Below are 16,734 nucleotides of genomic sequence, written 5' to 3'. Positions count from 1 at the left end.
AAAGTCTTCAACTCTCGATCAGGACGGAAGGTTGACCATTCGCCCGCCGATCGCCTCGGTTGGAAATGTCCTTGCCGTGTCCGAAAAAGCCGCGCCAGCCGCCGAATGACGAGATGTCGGTGGCACTGACCAGGCCTACGGGTTCAACCAGAAACCCCTTGGCCGAGGTGCCGTCGTCAAGTTCAACCGTGCCGATGCCCAGTGGTGCCGGAATGGCAGCGACGAAACGGCCGAAGGCCTCCGGCTCCAATCTCCAGATCTCGACGTCGATCCGCATGCCGCCATCGGCAACGCGGATCAGGCCGGGCTTGGGCACGAACTGGCCGGCCAGCGCATAGAGCTTGTAGACTGGCGCGGTCCTGGTGGCGCGCAGAAATTGCGCGCCGAGTTCGCTGAGCTGGCCGTTGAGGGGCATGCCCGACAGATGCGCGCCGACCACCACCAGATCGATCCTGCCATCACGGGGCGGCAGAACGGCCGGCTGCAAGCTGGGCTGCGGCCAGGCGGTGGCGCCGAGTGAAAGGCCGCTCGCTGCGTGGAGGTCGCGGGCGAGCATCGCGATCAGCGCGTCGTGACCGGCGGGCGCCAGCAAGGTCACGCTCATCGGTAGGCCGTCGTCGCGTGTACCTGTCGGCACGGCAATTCCGCACATGTCGAGCAGATTGACGAAGTTGGTGTAGGTACCCAGGCGGCTGTTGGTGGCGATCGGATCGGCAAGCACGGCATCGAGGGTGTAGTGGGTCGGCGCGGTCGGCACGCAGAACAGGTCGACGGAGGCGATGACCGGAGCGAGCCGGGCCTTGTAGGCCTGCAAGGCATAGAGCCCGCGGAAGGCGTCGGCGGCCGACAGGCTTCTGGCGCCGCCGACGATCTTGCGCGTCACCGGGTGAAGCGCCGCTTCGTTTGCCTCGAAGAAATCGCGGATCGCCGCATAGCGCTCCGCCACCCAGGCGCCTTCGTAGAGAAGATCGGCGGTGGCATAGAAATCGCCGAACGGTATTTCGACGAGCTTTGCGCCGAGCGCCTCCAGCGCGGCAAGAGCGGCTTCGAAGCCGCCCTGCATGGATGCATCGCCGAAGAATTTCCGGTCCGCGCTAGCCGGAATGCCGACGGTCAGCACCGGGGGGCGAGGCCCTGTCGGCGCGGTCGGCACTGGCTTCGAATAGGGATCGGCTGGATCAAAGCCGGCGGCCGCGCCAAACACGGCACCGGCATCATCGACGGTCAGCGCGAACACCGAGACGCAGTCGAGCGTCCGGCAGGCCGGCACGACACCGGCTGTCGACAACGCGCCGACCGAGGGCTTCAGCCCGACGATATTGTTGAGGCCTGCCGGGATGCGTCCTGAACCTGCTGTGTCGGTGCCAAGCGCAAAGGAGACGATGCCGCGCGCCGTCGCCACCGCCGAGCCGGAGGAAGAGCCGCCTGGCACCAGTTTCGGATCGATCGCATTCCGCGGGACCGGCCAGGGCGTGCGCACGCCGACGAGGCCGGTGGCGAACTGGTCGAGATTGGTCTTGCCCACGACCAGGGCGCCCGCGGCCCTGAGCTTCGCCACGACGGTCGCATCCTTGACCGGCATGAAGGCATATTCGGCGCAGGCGGCCGTTGTCGGCATTCCGGCGACGTCGATATTGTCCTTGACGGCGAAGGGGACGCCCCAGAGTGGTCTTGCCGTGGGGTCGAACGGGCCGAGCGCTTCGGCCTCGGCCAGCATCTCGGCTCTCGTCGCAAGGTGGATGAAGATCCCGGGGTCGTCGGCCGCGTCGAGACGGGCAAGGACCGTATCGATCACCTCGGCGATATTTAGGCCGCTCTGATAGGCTGCCTGCAGGCTTCCGATGTCGAAGCGGATGTCGCTCATTTTGTCTCCCCGAGAATGATCACCGGTAAGCCCCATTGGATCAGCACGACGCAGCCCTCCTTCGTCCAAACCGAGTGCTCAGTGCCGACCGGGTTTAGGACGACACTCCCGGCCGGGTAGTCGCCGTTCTCGTCACTCTGGGTGCCTTCCAGGATGACGATGGTTTCCAGCCCGACGTGAAGGTGGCGCGGCACGCCGGCGCCCGGCTCATATTTGAGGACCGCGATCGATGGTCCGGCACGGTCACCCCTAAGCAGCCAGTGCGCTGTGATGCCATCGCGGAAAGGTTCGAACGCCAGATCGCGCCACCCACCGCCGAGGAGGTCGGCAAAGGCAAGATTAGGCATTCGCGACTCCCTTGAGCACTTGATCAATCGTTGCCGTCCAGCCGACGATCGCGCCTTGCGCCCGGATCATTGCTATGGCGGCCGCCTTGAACTCGGGAAAATAGCTTTCCGTCGCGTCCTCGCAGAGGAGGCACTCATAGCCGCGGTCGTTGGCCTCGCGCATCGTCGTCTGCACGCAGACTTCGGTCGTCACGCCGGCAAAGACCAGTTGGCGGGCGCCGATCCGCTCCAGGTCGTCCGTGAGGCTGGTCGCATAGAAGGCGCCCTTGCCGGGCTTTTCGATCACGATCTCGCCGGGAAGCGGTGCGAGCTCCTCGATGATTGCCGTGCCGGGCTCGCCCGCGATTAGCACACGCCCCATCGGGCCGACATCACCGATGCGGATCGATGGATTGCCGCGGTCGCGCTTGGCCGGCGGCAGGTCCGAAAGGTCGGGCCTGTGGCACTCCATGGTGTGGATCACCGGCAAGCCCATGGCGCGAAAGCCCTCGATCAGTCGCCGCACCGTCGGCACGATCGCGACAACGCGGCTGACGTCGTTGCCGAGGCTGGCGCCAAAGCCGCCCGGTTCGGCGAAGTCGCGCTGCATGTCGATGACGATGAGCGCCATTGTCTCGGGCCTGAAGGCAAAGGCAAAGGGCAGGGCTTCGATTTGTGCCATCAGTGATGCCCCGCCATGTGCTCGCCGATCGTCTGCACGCTCGCCTGCGCGATCGGGGTCTCGTACACGAGCGCACCGTCGGACATGACGAGGATACGGTCCGAGAGTTCCAGGAGCTCGTCGAGGTCTTCCGACATCAGCAGCACCGCGGCACCCGCGTTGCGCGCCTTCATGATGCGGGCGCGGATCTCGGCCACCGCTGAGAAGTCGAGGCCAAAGCATGGGTTAGAAACGATCAGCAGGTCGACCGCGCCCGTCAGCTCGCGCGCGAGCACGGCGCGCTGCACATTGCCGCCCGACAGCGACGCGATCGGTGAGGACAGCGATGCCGTCTTGACCTTGAACTGTTCGACCAGGCGGGCGCTGAAAGACTTGATGGCGCCAGAGCTGATCCAGCTCACCGGCTTGCCGTTGCCATCCACATCGAAAGTGCGGAAGGCGATGTTCTCGGCGACGGTCATCTTCGGGGCACAGGCATTCTTCAGAGGCTCCTCGGGAATGAGGCGGACATTGAGGGCGCGCGCCTGGGCGCGTGTCGCTGCATAAGCCGTGCCGCGAACCAGGATTTCGCCCTGATCGCGGGCCCGCTGGCCGGCAAGCACTTCCAGGAACTCCTTCTGCCCGTTGCCGGAAATGCCGGCGATGCCGACGATCTCACCGGAGCGCACTCCGAGATCCGCGATGTTGATCGATTTTAGGCCGGTGCGATCGGGTGCTTTCAGCGCCTTCACCTTGAGGACGATCTCGGCTTCCGGCTTCGGCTCGGCGCGGCTGTCGAGCGCTGCGATCGGCTGGTCGCCGATCATCATCGCCGCCATCTGCTTGTGGGAGAGATCGGAGACTCTTCCCGTTCCGGTGAGCCTGCCCTTGCGCAACACCGTGATGTCGTCGGCGAAAGCCGTGACCTCGTGGAATTTGTGGGAGATCATCAGCACGGTGAGGTCGCCGGCCTTCGTCATGTCGCGCACCAGGCCAAGCACTTCCTGAGCCTCGCCCGGCGTGAGCACGGATGTCGGCTCGTCCAGCACGAGGAAATTGCGGCCGAGATAAAGCTGCTTGACGATCTCCAGCTTCTGCTTCTCTCCGGCGGCGAGCTCGGCCACCTTGACGTCGAGCGGGAGCTTGAACGGCATGCGCTCCATGAAGGCGGCAAGCGCGCCGCGCTCTTTGCGCCAGTCGATGACCCCGGGCACCTTCTCGCGCGAGATGACCAGATTCTCGGCGCCCGTCAGCGACGGCACGAGCGTGAAATGCTGATAGACCATGCCGAGGCCGAGCGCCGAAGCATCCCTGGGGCTGGCGACCGCGACTTCGCGCCCATCGACCAGCATGTTGCCTGACGTCGGGCGGTAAAACCCCATCATGCATTTGACCAGCGTCGATTTGCCGGCGCCATTCTCGCCGAGCAGGGCGTGGAACGATCCCGCCGGCACCTTGATAGAGACATCGTCGAGCGCCGTGAAGGCGCCGAAACGCATGGTCATGCCGATGGCCTCGACGCCGATCGCCTTGCCGTGGGGAGTGCTGCTCATCGCGGCTTCCTCATGGCAGTTGGGCGACGAGCGCGGCGGAATTCGACACGGCCCCGAAGACGCCGCCCTGCATCTTGACCATCTTGATCGCGGCAAGATGATTGCCGTAATCGGTTGCCCCGCAACAATCCTCCAGCATCACGCATTCGAAGCCGCGATCGTTTGCCTCGCGCATGGTGGTGTGCACGCAGACATCGGTGGTGATCCCGGTGAGCACGATGTTTTCGATGCCGCGCTGGTTGAGGATCAGCTCGAGGTCGGTGGCGCAGAACGACCCCTTGCCGGGCTTGTCGATGATCGGCTCGCCATCGGCCGGGTAGAGGTCGGGGATGATGTCCCAGCCCGGTTCGCCGCGCACCAGTATGCGTCCGCAAGGGCCGGGGTCGCCGATGCCGGCGTGGATGCGGCGCGAGCGCCAGCGCTTGTTGGCGGGCAGGTCGGCGAGGTCGGGGCGATGGCCCTCGCGCGTATGGATGATGGTATAGCCTTTGGCCCGCATGGCGCCGAGCACCGCCTTGATCGGCTCGATCGGCGCCCTGACCAGCGACAGGTCATAACCCATATGGTCGACATAGCCGCCCGGCCCGCAGAAGTCGGTCTGCATGTCGATGATGATGAGAGCGGTGTTGTCCGGCCGCAGATCGCCGTTGTACGGCCAGGGATAGGGATCGGCGTCGATATAGCGCTGGGGGATCTCGGCTCTGGCGTTCATGGCAAAACTCCGGTCTCGCGAGCGTTCCTGGGTGGCGGTCACTTGGTGATTGACAATTCGCCGGGCGCGCCGGCGAGCGCGCGGCTCGGCGACGAGGTGGCGATCATGATCATGAGGGTGAGGATGTAAGGCGCGGCGTAGAAGAGGTAGTAGCCTTGGGTGATGCCGACCGATTGCAGCGCTGGGCCCAGTGCGCCGGCGCCACCGAACAGCAAAGCCGCGGCAAAGCAGCCGAGTGGATTCCAGCGGGCGAAGATCACCAGCGCCACCGCCATCAGCCCCTGGCCGGAGGAGATGCGCTCGGTCCAACTGCCGGGATAGTAGAGCGACAGATAGGCGCCGCCGATGCCGGCGAGCGCACCTCCGACCCCCGTGGCGAGGAGGCGCACATTGTTCGGGTTGAGACCCATGGCACGCGCAGCATCGGCGCTGTCGCCGACCACGCGGAGGATCAAGCCGACACGGGTGTTGCGGAACGCCCACCAGAGGAAGGCAGCAAGGGCCGCGCCGATCAGGAACAGCACGTTGACGTTGAGCGCCGCCTGCACTTGCGGGATGTTGGACCAGGCGCCGAAGGGGATCGCCGGCAGATTGGGCGCCGACGGCTTGATGAAGGGCTTGCCGAAGAAGAAGGCGAGGCCCGTGCCGAACAGCATCAGGGCAATGCCGATGGCGATGTCGTTGACTTTCGGGAATTTGCAGATCCAGCCGTGGAAGAGGCCGAAGCAGAGGCCGGCCGCCGCGGCCGCCAGCAGGCCAAGCCATGGCGAACCGGTCATCACCGCCACCGCATAGGCGCTCATGGCGCCGAACACCAGCGTGCCTTCAAGGCCAAGATTAATGCGGCCAGACCGTTCCGTGATGGCTTCGCCGAGCGACACGAAGATGAAGGGAGTGGACACGCGGATGGCGCCGCCCAGCATGGCGAGCGGAACGCCCCACAGGCCGATGTCGGTGGCGGCCATCAGGCGCTCCTTTGCCAGAGGTCGGGGTTGAAGAGCTTGAAGCGACCGTAGAAGGTCTCGCTGAACAGGATGACGATGAACAGCATGCCTTGCAGCACCAGTACCGTCGCGTCCGGCAGGTCCATGCGCCGCTGGATCAGTCCGCCGGATGCATCGATGCCGCCGAGCAGGATCGCGACGGGGATGATCGCAAGCGGATTGTGGCGGGCGAGGAAGGCGACGAGGATGCCGGTGTAGCCATAGCCAGCGGCCAACGAGCCGTTGGCGCTGCCTTGCACGGCCGCGACTTCCAGCATGCCGGCGAGGCCGGCGCAACCGCCGGCGAGCGCGGTGAAGCCGACGATCAAGGGGCCGACCGCGAGCCCCTGGACCTGCGCAGCCCTGACATTGCCGCCGGCGATACGGGCGGCAAAACCCCAGCGGGTCTTTTCGATCAGCAGCCAGGACAGGATGCAGGCGAGGATGCCGACGACGAGGCCCCAATGCACTTCCATCCCGGGAATGTTGCCGATGCGGTAGATGTCGGCCAGCGGTTGGGTCGAGGGCTTGTTGAGCGAGGCCGGATCGCGCAGTGGTCCTTCCACCAGATGGTTCATGAGGGCGATGGCAATGTAAGCCATCAGCAGGCTGGAGATGGTTTCGTTGACGGCCCGGTAATGACGGAGTGCGCCGACGGCACCGATCCAGATGCCGCCGGCGACCACGCCCCCCACCCCCATGAGCAAAATCACAAGAAAAGCCGGAGCGCCGTTCAGCGCCACGCCAATGGCGGCGGCAGCAACGCCGCCGAGCACGATCGCGCCTTCGCCGCCGATGACCACCAGGCCAAGGCGCGCGGGCAGCGCCACGCAGAGCGCGGCTAGCAGGAGCGGCGCGCCACGCGACAGCGAGTTCTGGATCGAGAACCAGGAAGCGAAGCCGCCGCGCCACATCGTCTCATAGAGCTGGGCCGGCGACTTGCCGACCAGCGTTATGAACAGGCTGAACAGCACGGTGCCAACGATCAACGCGGTGATCGGAATGACAAAGGCCTCCGCCCGCCGGGCGATCCATTCGACCGCCGACCTCGTCCCCGTGGCGCCGAGGATGGCCGGCACGCCGGCGCTGCTCACCATGTCCTTCATGCTCCAGTCTCCCTCAGCCTGCTCAAAGCGCGTCGTGCTTCAAGCTTTGTTCCGTGCGTCGTCATTCCGAAACCACTGCGCGCGCTTGGGCGACACGCAATGGCTCAAGCGGTCGAGCCGATGACACCCTCAACGAGATAGTTCATGCTTTCGAGCTCGATAGCAGTCTCCACAAAGGCCTGGCCTTCGGTCGCGACGACGACCCCCTTGTTGCTTTTCAAGGGTCCTTTGATGACCGAGAAGCCGCCCTTCATCATTTCGGCCTGCGTGCTGTCGAACTGCTTGCGGGCCGCTTCGCTGACGGCGGGACCGAGCGGGCTCATCTTGACGAAGCCGTCGGCCAGGCCGCCGCGCGTGAAATTGGGCAGCGGCTTACCGCCGATGAGGTCGTCGACGAACATCTTGTAGACCTTGGCCCAGTTCCACTCGGCGCCGGTCAGATATTTTTCGGGCGCCAGCGGGCTCTGGTTGGCGTGGTAGCCGCAGACGAAGGCGCCACGGCCGGCTGCCCTCTCGACCACGACCTTGGGGCTGTCGACATGGCAGGTAATGACGTCAGCGCCCTGGTCGATCAGCGCGTTGGTCGCCTCAGCCTCCTTGACCGCCAGTGACCATTCGCCGGTAAAGATCACCTGGCAGGTGATCGCCGGGTCGACCGCGCGCGCGCCGAGCAGGAAGGAATTGATGTTGAGCAGGACCTGCGGGATCGGCTTGGCGGCGACGAAGCCGAGCTTCTTGCTCTTGGTGGTGTGACCGGCGACGACTCCGTTGAGATACTGGCCCATGCCGATATAGCCGAAGTAGGAACCGGCATTCATCGGGTGTTTGTCCTTGGTCCACATGCCGCCGCAATGGCGGAATTGCACGTTCGGGAACTTGGCACACATGGCCAGCATGTGCGGATCGAAATAGCCGAAGGAGGTCGGGAAGATCAGCGAGGCACCGTCGAGGTTGATCATCGATTCCATCGTCTTCTGGACATCGACGGTCTCAGGAACATTCTCTTCCTCGACGACGGAAATGCCCGTGACAGATTTCAGCGCCGCAGCGCCCTCGGCATGCGCCTGGTTGTAGCCGTAATCGTCCTTCGGGCCGACATAGATGAAGCCGACGGCGGCTGAGGCGGCGCGTGCCCTCCCGATCGGAAACGTTGCCGAGGCCAGACCGACCGCCGCTCCGGCGGCGGTGGTCTTGAGCAGATCGCGGCGGCTAAACATGAATCTCTCGGTCATGTGCATGCTCCCCTTCTTGCATCCGTTTTCTGAGACAATTAGTGTTTCAATAAAAGTGCATGCAATCATTATGCCAGACATAAAGTCGTATTTTATATAATAAAATCAGTGTTAGGCTTTAACGAATCTGCATGGTGTTGAGGAAATTGCATGCACTTTATGCTCCAAATTTAATCAGTTTGACATGGAGATCAAAAGATAGGCATACAGAGGCGACACCCGAGTCGAAATCAGCCCTTGAGCCATCCACCTTGCGGGACTGGAGACAAAATGGACGGAGGAGATGTGTCGGGAAAGCGCAGCTTGATCAGGTCGGGGACGACCGTGGATCAAATGGTACGGGCGATTGGTGACCGCATCGTCACCGGCTCTCTGCGCCCCGGCGAAAAGCTCGACGAGGCCTCGCTCGCTGCGCGCTTCGACGTCTCACGGACGCCCGTCCGAGAAGCGCTCGGCCAGTTGAGCGCCATGGGGCTGGTCGAAAGGCGGCCCAACAGGGGCGCGATCGTCGCCATGGTGACGCAGGAATATCTCGCTTCGATGTTCGAAAGCATGGCCGAGTTGGAAGCAATCTGCGCGCGCTTCTCGGCCGAGCGCATGACCGGTGGCGAACGCCGTTCGCTCGAAATGGAGCACCAGGCATCTGCACGGCTGGTGCAGCTCGGTGCTGAAGAGGACTATGAATATTTCAACACCGAGTTCCACACTCGGCTCTATCGCGGTGCCCACAACACGCACATCTACGACATGACCGTGACGACCCGCAGCCGGCTGGCGCCTTTTCGGCGTGCGCAGTTCATGCTGCAAGGTCGGCTGGCCAAATCCTGGCAGGAGCATGATGTGATCGTCACCGCGATCATGCGCGGCGACGGCGCAGCGGCAGGCAAGGCCGCCAGGGATCATGTCTCGATCGTCAGCGAGGCGAGCGCCGTGTTCGTTGTTGGCGATCGTGCGAGAGCCAATGCCTGAAGACTTGTGAAGTCGGTCTGCGGCAATCGAAAATAGAGTTCGCAATCTCCTCAGGCAACGTCACGACAGGAGGCACGGCGCAACGTTGACTTCGTCTGATCGTTCCCCTGGGAGGCCCCACACTGCTGACACCGTTTGACAGCATCAAAGAAAATTCCGTCAATCAGCCCTTGCCCCATTGCCGATACCGCCTAAAAATACTCGCGATGGGAGGCCGATCTTCAGCGCTCGACTCACTTGGGTTGGGCCGCTCGATCCTAAATTGGTGCACAAGCGGGCTATGATCCGCACTCGCCTGTGCAGCGTTCCATATCGATCTTAAGCTGCTGGAGCTCGGCAAGCCTTTGGTCGATACGCGTCATCCATTTGGGTTTGAGTTGTTCCCAATCTTTCTTGGCGGGCGATTGATCGATTGGCAGCAGGGCCAAATGCTCGGCGATTTCCTCGAGCGTAAAGCCGGCACGCTGCGCAAGCGTGAGATATTCCACCCTGCGAAGTGTCGATTGTCGGTAACGCCGATGACCGCCGCATTGCCGCTCCGAACGGATCAGGTCGAGCCGTTCGTAATACCGCAAAGCTGATGCGGCCACGCCGGTGCGCCGTGCGATCTCCTGGATGCTAACGAGGGGTTCCGAGCTCTGGTCCATGAAAAAGCACTTTACTTTAAGTCAACTTCACCCTATGTTGAAGTTGAACCTACCTTCAATTTAGCGGACGAGCGGTTGAAAGTCAACGATTGAACTTTGGGCGCGAGCGTCCGATCCGGTCATTAAAACACTGGAATCGCCGCCCCTGTCCACCTGCCACAAGCTGGAACATCGCATCTTCCCGGCGCGCTGAACGCTGGAATGGAGACAGATATGTCGTATTTTCAAAAGCTTAAAATGTATGCCGGGACCAGCCTCCTGCTGCTCGCGATTGGCGGCACGGCAGTCTTTCTCAACGGCCGGAGCGCAGGCAGCACCGGTGGCGCGACAGCCGCGCCGCCGCCGCCCGAAGTCACGGTTCTGGCCATGAAGCCGAAGGCCGTACGGCAATGGGACGAGTTTACGGGGCGGGTCGCGGCGATCGACGCGGTCGATATTCGGCCGCGCGTGACCGGCTACATCGACAAAGTGGCCTTCAAGGAAGGCAGCGAAGTGAAGGCTGGCGACCTGCTTTTCGTCATCGACCCGCGGCCCTACCAGGCGGTGCTCGACAACGCGCAGGCGCAGCTCGAACGCGCCCACGCCACGGCCGACCTCGCGCAGATCCAGCAGCGCCGAGCGCAATTGCTGCTCGACCAAAAAGCGATCTCACGCGAGGATTACGACACGCGCACCTCCGGATTGGCCCAGAGCAGCGCCGACGTGCGCGCCGCGGAAGCCGCCGTCGCCACCGCCAAGCTGAATTTGGATTTCACGCAAGTGCGCGCGCCGATCTCCGGCCGCGTCAGCCGGGCGCAGATGACCGTCGGCAATCTCGCGCAAGCCGACCAGAGTCTGTTGACTTCGGTCGTCTCGCAGGATCCGGTCTATGTCTACTTTCAGCCGGATGAGCAGACCTATCTGCGCTACAGCGAACTGGCGCGCAAAGGTACGCGGGAAGGCACCAACAACCCGGTTCGCATCGGGCTCGCGAACGAAGAGGGCCTTCCCCATCAGGGCACGGTCAATTTCATCGACAATCAAGTGACGTCCGGCACCGGCACGATCACGATCCGCGCGGTCGTCTCCAATCCCGATCATGTTTTCACGCCGGGCTTGTTCGCACGTGTTCAGATCGAAGGCAGCGGCGAGTTCTCCACGATTCTGATCGACGACAAGGCGATCATGACCGACCAAGACCGTAAATATGTCTATGTGGTCGATGCCGACAACAAGGCGATCCGCAAGGACATCGAGATTGGCGGCGTCATCGATGGTGAGCGCGTCGTACGTGCTGGCCTTGTTGCCGGCGACAAGGTGGTCGTCAACGGGCTGCAGAAAATCTTCTTCTCTGGCGCGCCGGTCAAACCGAGCGAACAGCTAGCCACAGCGGATGCCGCGACGACAAGCGCGCCCGTTGGAGCAACCGCCGCGCAATAATCAGGGGCGAACCATGGAATTCTCGAAATTTTTCATCGACCGGCCGATTTTTGCTGCGGTTCTGTCGATCGTCATCTTCGTCGCCGGCTTGATCACGATTCCGCTGCTGCCGATCGGCGAATATCCGGACGTCGTGCCGCCAACCGTCATCGTGCGCGCAACCTATCCGGGCGCCAATCCGAAAGTGATCGCAGAAACTGTGTCGGTGCCGCTTGAAGAGCAGATCAACGGCGCCGAGAACATGATGTATATGAAATCCGTTGCTGGCTCTGATGGCGTGCTCCAGATGACGATCACGTTTCGGCCCGGCACCGACCCGAACAAGGCCCAAGTCGATGTGCAAAACCGCGTCGCCCAGGCACAGTCGCGCCTGCCAGCGGAAGTTGTCAGCCTCGGCGTGACGACGCAAAAGCAGTCGCCCAGCTTCCTGACATTGATCACGCTCATCTCGGACAAGTACGATCCGCTCTATTTGCGCAACTACGCGAACATCAAGATCAATGACGAACTGGCGCGCATCCCCGGCGTCGGTCAGGTCCAATTGTTCGGCGGCGGCGACTATGCCATGCGCATCTGGCTCGATCCCGACAAGGTCGCCTCGCGCGGCCTGACCGCGGGCGACGTGGTGCGCGCCGTGCAGGAACAGAATATTCAGGTTTCCGCCGGGCAGCTCGGCGCTGAACCGATCCAGGGCGGCGCCGATTTTCTGGTCGCGATCAACGCCCAGGGCCGCCTGCGCACGCCCGAGGAATTCGGCAACATCGTGCTCAAGACTGGCACGAATGGCGAGGTGGTGCGCCTCTCCGACGTGGGGCGCATCGAACTCGGCGCAAGCGATTACACATTGCGCGGCAAGCTCGACAATTACAACACGTCCGTCATCGGCGTGTTCCAGGCGCCAGGCGCCAATACATTGACGACACGTGACGCCGTGATTGCAAAGATGGACGAGATCGCCAAGCAATTTCCGCCCGGCATGAGCTATCGCTCCGACTATGACATCACGGTTTTCGTACGCGATTCGATCAATGCGGTCATACATACGCTGCTGGAAGCGATCGGGCTCGTCGTGATCGTGGTGATCCTGTTCCTGCAGACGTGGCGCGCCTCGATCATTCCTCTGATCGCGGTGCCGGTATCGGTCATCGGGACGTTCGCCATACTCTATCTCCTGGGCTTCTCGATCAACACGCTGTCGCTGTTCGGTCTCGTGTTGGCGATCGGCATCGTTGTCGACGACGCGATCGTCGTGGTCGAGAATGTCGAGCGCAATATTTCCGAGGGCTTGTCGCCACTCGCCGCCGCGCATCAGGCGATGAAAGAGGTTTCAGGCCCGATCATCGCGATCGCGCTGGTGCTGTGCGCGGTGTTCGTGCCGATGGCGTTCCTGACCGGCGTCACGGGCCAGTTCTACAAGCAATTCGCGGTGACGATCGCGATTTCGACCGTGATCTCGGCGATCAATTCGCTGACCCTATCGCCCGCGCTTGCCGCCAAGCTGCTGCGCGCGCATGATGCGCCGAAGGATTTGCTCTCACGGCTGATCGAGGGCTTGTTTGGCTGGTTGTTCCGTCCGTTCAACCGCTTCTTCAACGCGAGCTCCAATGGATATCAAGGCTCAGTGTCGCGTATCTTGAAGCGGCGCGGCATAGCTTTCGTGATCTATGCCGTGTTGCTTGCGGGCACGGGTTTCATGTTCAACTCTGTGCCGCGTGGCTTCATTCCGACGCAAGACAAGTTGTACTTGATTGCCGGCGTCAAATTGCCCGAAGGTTCCTCGCTCGAGCGCACTGACGCCGTGTTGCAGAGAATGAAGAGCATTGCGTTGAGTACGGATGGCGTCGGTCACGTGGTCGCGATGACCGGGCTCAATCCGACGCAATTCACCAACACGCCGAACTACGGTGTGGCCTTTGTGATCCTGAAGCCGTTCAATGAGCGTCATCGCAGCGCGAAGGAGATTGCCGATGATCTTCAAATGAAGATTTCAGGCATCAAGGAGGGCCTGGCCTTCGTCTTGAATCCGCCGCCGATCAACGGTCTTGGCAATGGCGCCGGCTATTCGATGTTCATCGAGGACCGCACCGGCGCAGGCTTCGGCGCGCTTCAGCAAGGCGCCGGCGCCTTGCAGGGCACGGTGATGAAAACGCCGAGCATGGGCTTTCCGTTCGTTGGCTACCAATCCAACGTGCCGCAGCTCAATGTCGATGTCGACCGCGTCAAGGCGAAGACGCAAGGCGTGGCGCTGACCGATCTGTTCGAAACCTTGCAGGTCTATCTCGGCTCGTCCTACGTCAACGACTTCAATCTGTTCGGCCGCACCTGGCGCGTCTATGCGCAGGCCGACGGTGACTATCGCAAGCGTGTGGAGGACATCGCCAATTTGAAGACGCGCAACGATCGCGGCGACATGGTGCCGATCGGCTCGATGGTGAAGATCAACCAGACCTACGGTCCCGATCCGGTGCTGCGTTACAATGGCTACCCGGCCGCCGATTTCGTTGGGGAAGCCAATCCCGCGACCCTGTCATCGGCGCAGGCGATGGATGTGATCACTGCGCTCGCGGAGAAGGTGTTGCCAAACGGCATGGGTATCGAGTGGACCGACCTGAGCTTCCAGGAAGCCACGCAAGGGAAAGCGTCATTGATCGTATTTCCTGTCGCGATCCTGCTCGCCTTCCTGGTGCTCGCCGCGCTCTACGAGAGCTGGGTGCTACCGCTGGCGGTGATCCTGATCGTGCCGATGTGTATGCTTGCGGCGCTGACCGGCGTGAAATACACGGGCGGCGACAACAACACATTCGTGCAGGTCGGTCTTGTCGTGCTGATGGGCCTCGCGTGTAAGAACGCGATCCTGATCGTCGAATTCGCGCGCGAACTCGAATTCCAGGGCAAGGGCATTGTCGAAGCCGCACTCGAAGCGTGCCGACTGCGTCTGCGCCCGATCATCATGACGTCGGTGGCCTTCATCGCCGGCACGGTTCCGCTGGTGCTATCGCACGGCGCCGGCGCCGAGGTGCGGTCGGCGACCGGCATTACTGTGTTCTCCGGCATGATCGGCGTGACCCTGTTCGGCCTGTTCCTGACGCCGGTCTTCTACGTCGGCCTGCGTTTCCTGTCGGGACGCAAACTGGTGCAGCATGGCGCGGCGACCGTCGGTCACGTCAGCGAGGCTCATGGTACGCCAGCCGAATGACCTCGTCGCGGCCGGTTCGGCATTCGTGGCGGAGACCACATCTTTGCCGCGGATAACGGGCCGCGACGGTCCACCAAGCCCGCCAAAGGGCCAACGCAGCCGTTCGCCTGACCAGCGAGACGGGTGGCCTTTCGGCAGCATACCCGACGGGTCCGCAGCCCGGAGTTGATCCAGCGCGCTGGTAACAGTATTTCTTTTGTCGACATGAGGTGCGGCAAAAGATGATCAACGACACTGCTTCCAGTCCGGAGCGCAAGCGCGGCTCCGGCGTCAAAATGGTTTATGACCTTCTGCGCGACGAGATCCTCGATCTGGATTTGCCGCCAGGCAGCCTGATCGACGAGGTGCAACTCGCGGAGCGGTTCAAGGTGTCCCGCACGCCCATCCGCGAGGCACTTGTGCGGCTTGCCGGCGAGGGGCTGATCAGCACGCTGCCCAATCGCTCGACGCTGGTGTCGCATATCGACTTCGTCAACATGCACACGTATTTCGACGCGCTGGTGCTGATGTATCGTGTGACCACCCAGCTCGCGGCGCGCTATCATCGCGCGGAGGACCTCGACATCATCCGCGGGCATCAGGCTGAATTTACCGCCGCGGTGCAGGCGCAGGATGTGCTGGCGATGATCGCGACCAATGCGGCCTTTCACCTGGCGATCGCCGAAGCCGGTCGAAATCCTTATTTTACAAGTCTTTTCAAAAGGCTCCTCGACGAGGGCCGACGTATCTTGCGTCTCTATTATCAATCTTACAACGACCAGTTGCCGCAGCGGTTCGTGGACGAACACGCGGACATGATCGCCGCCATCGTCGCACGGGATACCGGCCTGGCGGAGCGGCTGGGCAGGACCCATGCCGAACAGATCGTCCAGCAAATTCAAGAGTTTCTCATGGGAGGCGAGCGGCTCGCGATAAAACTTTAAGATTGGGAAAGATTTATGTCGACAAATAAAATACAAGGTGTATATTGCATACCGAGGCGTGAGGCTTGGCGCGATTGATGGCGCCTGGCTCGACCCGAACGGCAATCAAAGGGAGTTTGAGATGAAGGCCGAGATTTTTTCTGGTGTCATTCCTGCGTTGATGACCCCTTGCAAGGAAGACCGTACCCCCGATTTCGATGAGCTCGTGCGCAAGGGCAAGGAGCTCATCGCTGACGGCATGTCGGCCGTCGTCTATTGCGGCTCCATGGGCGATTGGCCCCTGCTCACCGATGCCCAGCGTATGGAGGGCGTCGAGCGTCTGGTGAAGGCGGGCGTGCGCGTCATTGTCGGAACGGGTGCGGTGAACAGCGCATCGGCGGTTGCCCATGCCGCGCACGCGCAAAAGGTCGGCGCGCATGGCCTCATGGTCATTCCGCGCGTCCTCTCCCGCGGATCCTCCGCGACCGCGCAGAAAGCCCATTTCAAAGCGATCCTTGCCGCCGCCCCCGATCTTCCGGCGGTGATCTATAACAGCCCCTATTACGGCTTCGCGACCCGCGCCGATCTGTTCTTTGCGTTGCGCGCCGAACATCCCAATCTCGTCGGCTTCAAGGAATTCGGCGGCCTGGATGACCTGCGCTATGCGGCCGAGAATATTACCAGCGGCGACGACGACGTCTCGCTGATGATCGGCGTCGACACGGCGGTGTTCCATGGTTTCGTGAATTGCGGCGCCACTGGCGCGATCACCGGCATTGGCAACGTTTTGCCGAAGGAAGTGATCCACCTCTGCAATCTGTCGCAGGCCGCAGCAACTGGCGACGTCGAAGCGCGTCAGCGCGCGCAGGAACTTGAGCAGGCGCTCGCCGTCCTGTCCTCTTTCGACGAAGGGCCGGACCTCGTCCTATATTTCAAGCATATGCTGGTCCTGAAAGGCGAAAAGGCCTACACGCTGCATTTCAATGCGAGCGATGCGCTCACCGACAGTCAACGTGGCTATGTGGAAGCGCAGTTCAAGCTCTTCAATGCCTGGTACCAGTCCTGGAGCAAATTGCCGGGCGCCGTGCAGAAATACAAAGCCTGATAAGGCTATACAGCGCAGCAGAATGGCCCCTTCAACGAGGGGCCTTTTTGTTTGGCGGT

At 62.3% G+C, this 16,734-nt stretch carries 14 protein-coding genes; 5 read left to right on the top strand and 9 right to left on the bottom strand.

The window, feature by feature from the left end; genetic code table 11:
• Positions 1–7: 7 nt before the first annotated feature.
• From atzF to V9T28_RS16500, 8 genes are all read right to left on the bottom strand, one after another.
• Positions 8–1,864, bottom strand: coding sequence for an allophanate hydrolase (atzF, locus tag V9T28_RS16535; protein ID WP_116400136.1), 1,857 nt, complete (start codon positions 1,862–1,864; stop codon positions 8–10).
• Positions 1,861–2,211: a cupin domain-containing protein gene (locus tag V9T28_RS16530; protein ID WP_116400135.1), complete on the bottom strand. Its 351-nt coding sequence runs from the start codon at positions 2,209–2,211 to the stop codon at positions 1,861–1,863. Before V9T28_RS16530 ends, atzF begins: the two co-directional genes overlap by 4 nt.
• Positions 2,204–2,872, bottom strand: a complete 669-nt coding sequence (locus V9T28_RS16525; protein ID WP_116400134.1) for a cysteine hydrolase family protein — start codon at positions 2,870–2,872, stop codon at positions 2,204–2,206. Before V9T28_RS16525 ends, V9T28_RS16530 begins: the two co-directional genes overlap by 8 nt.
• Positions 2,872–4,404: an ABC transporter ATP-binding protein gene (locus tag V9T28_RS16520; protein ID WP_116400133.1), complete on the bottom strand. Its 1,533-nt coding sequence runs from the start codon at positions 4,402–4,404 to the stop codon at positions 2,872–2,874. Before V9T28_RS16520 ends, V9T28_RS16525 begins: the two co-directional genes overlap by 1 nt.
• 10 nt (positions 4,405–4,414) lie before the next feature.
• On the bottom strand, positions 4,415–5,116 hold the full coding sequence (biuH, locus tag V9T28_RS16515) for a biuret amidohydrolase (RefSeq protein WP_116400132.1): 702 nt from the start codon (positions 5,114–5,116) through the stop codon (positions 4,415–4,417).
• A 38-nt stretch (positions 5,117–5,154) separates the two neighbouring features.
• Positions 5,155–6,081 carry an ABC transporter permease gene (locus V9T28_RS16510; RefSeq protein WP_116400131.1) on the bottom strand — a complete coding sequence of 309 codons (927 nt, stop codon included), beginning with the start codon at positions 6,079–6,081 and terminating at the stop codon, positions 5,155–5,157.
• Positions 6,081–7,205, bottom strand: coding sequence for an ABC transporter permease (locus V9T28_RS16505; RefSeq protein ID WP_116400130.1), 1,125 nt, complete (start codon positions 7,203–7,205; stop codon positions 6,081–6,083). Before V9T28_RS16505 ends, V9T28_RS16510 begins: the two co-directional genes overlap by 1 nt.
• Before the next feature lie 104 nt (positions 7,206–7,309).
• Entirely contained in the window at positions 7,310–8,437 is a 1,128-nt protein-coding gene (locus V9T28_RS16500; RefSeq protein WP_116400129.1) for a BMP family ABC transporter substrate-binding protein, read from the bottom strand.
• A gap of 270 nt (positions 8,438–8,707) precedes the next feature.
• On the opposite strand from V9T28_RS16500, the gene V9T28_RS16495 reads away from it, so the two are divergent.
• Positions 8,708–9,406, top strand: coding sequence for a GntR family transcriptional regulator (locus V9T28_RS16495; RefSeq protein WP_116400128.1), 699 nt, complete (start codon positions 8,708–8,710; stop codon positions 9,404–9,406).
• A gap of 278 nt (positions 9,407–9,684) precedes the next feature.
• Here the strand turns inward: V9T28_RS16495 and V9T28_RS16490 are convergent, their stop codons facing one another.
• Complete coding sequence (locus V9T28_RS16490; RefSeq protein ID WP_116400127.1) at positions 9,685–10,053, bottom strand: MerR family transcriptional regulator; 369 nt, start codon at positions 10,051–10,053, stop codon at positions 9,685–9,687.
• 213 nt (positions 10,054–10,266) lie between these two features.
• Here V9T28_RS16490 and V9T28_RS16485 point away from each other — a divergent pair, with 213 nt between their 5' ends.
• From V9T28_RS16485 to V9T28_RS16470, 4 genes are all read left to right on the top strand, one after another.
• Positions 10,267–11,472: an efflux RND transporter periplasmic adaptor subunit gene (locus V9T28_RS16485; protein WP_199500062.1), complete on the top strand. Its 1,206-nt coding sequence runs from the start codon at positions 10,267–10,269 to the stop codon at positions 11,470–11,472.
• Between the two features lie 13 nt (positions 11,473–11,485).
• The gene (locus V9T28_RS16480) at positions 11,486–14,668 is read left to right on the top strand and encodes an efflux RND transporter permease subunit (RefSeq protein WP_116400126.1); all 3,183 of its coding nucleotides are present in this window, start codon (positions 11,486–11,488) and stop codon (positions 14,666–14,668) included.
• 221 nt (positions 14,669–14,889) lie between these two features.
• The gene (locus tag V9T28_RS16475) at positions 14,890–15,591 is read left to right on the top strand and encodes a GntR family transcriptional regulator (RefSeq protein ID WP_116400125.1); all 702 of its coding nucleotides are present in this window, start codon (positions 14,890–14,892) and stop codon (positions 15,589–15,591) included.
• Between the two features lie 121 nt (positions 15,592–15,712).
• A complete protein-coding gene (locus tag V9T28_RS16470; protein WP_116400318.1) occupies positions 15,713–16,675 on the top strand; it encodes a dihydrodipicolinate synthase family protein in 963 nt (320 codons plus the stop codon).
• Positions 16,676–16,734 lie beyond the last annotated feature (59 nt).

The sequence above is a fragment of the Methylovirgula sp. 4M-Z18 genome (assembly GCF_037890675.1).
GTDB lineage: Bacteria > Pseudomonadota > Alphaproteobacteria > Rhizobiales > Beijerinckiaceae > 4M-Z18.
This window is presented reverse-complemented; position numbering and strand designations above follow the sequence as displayed.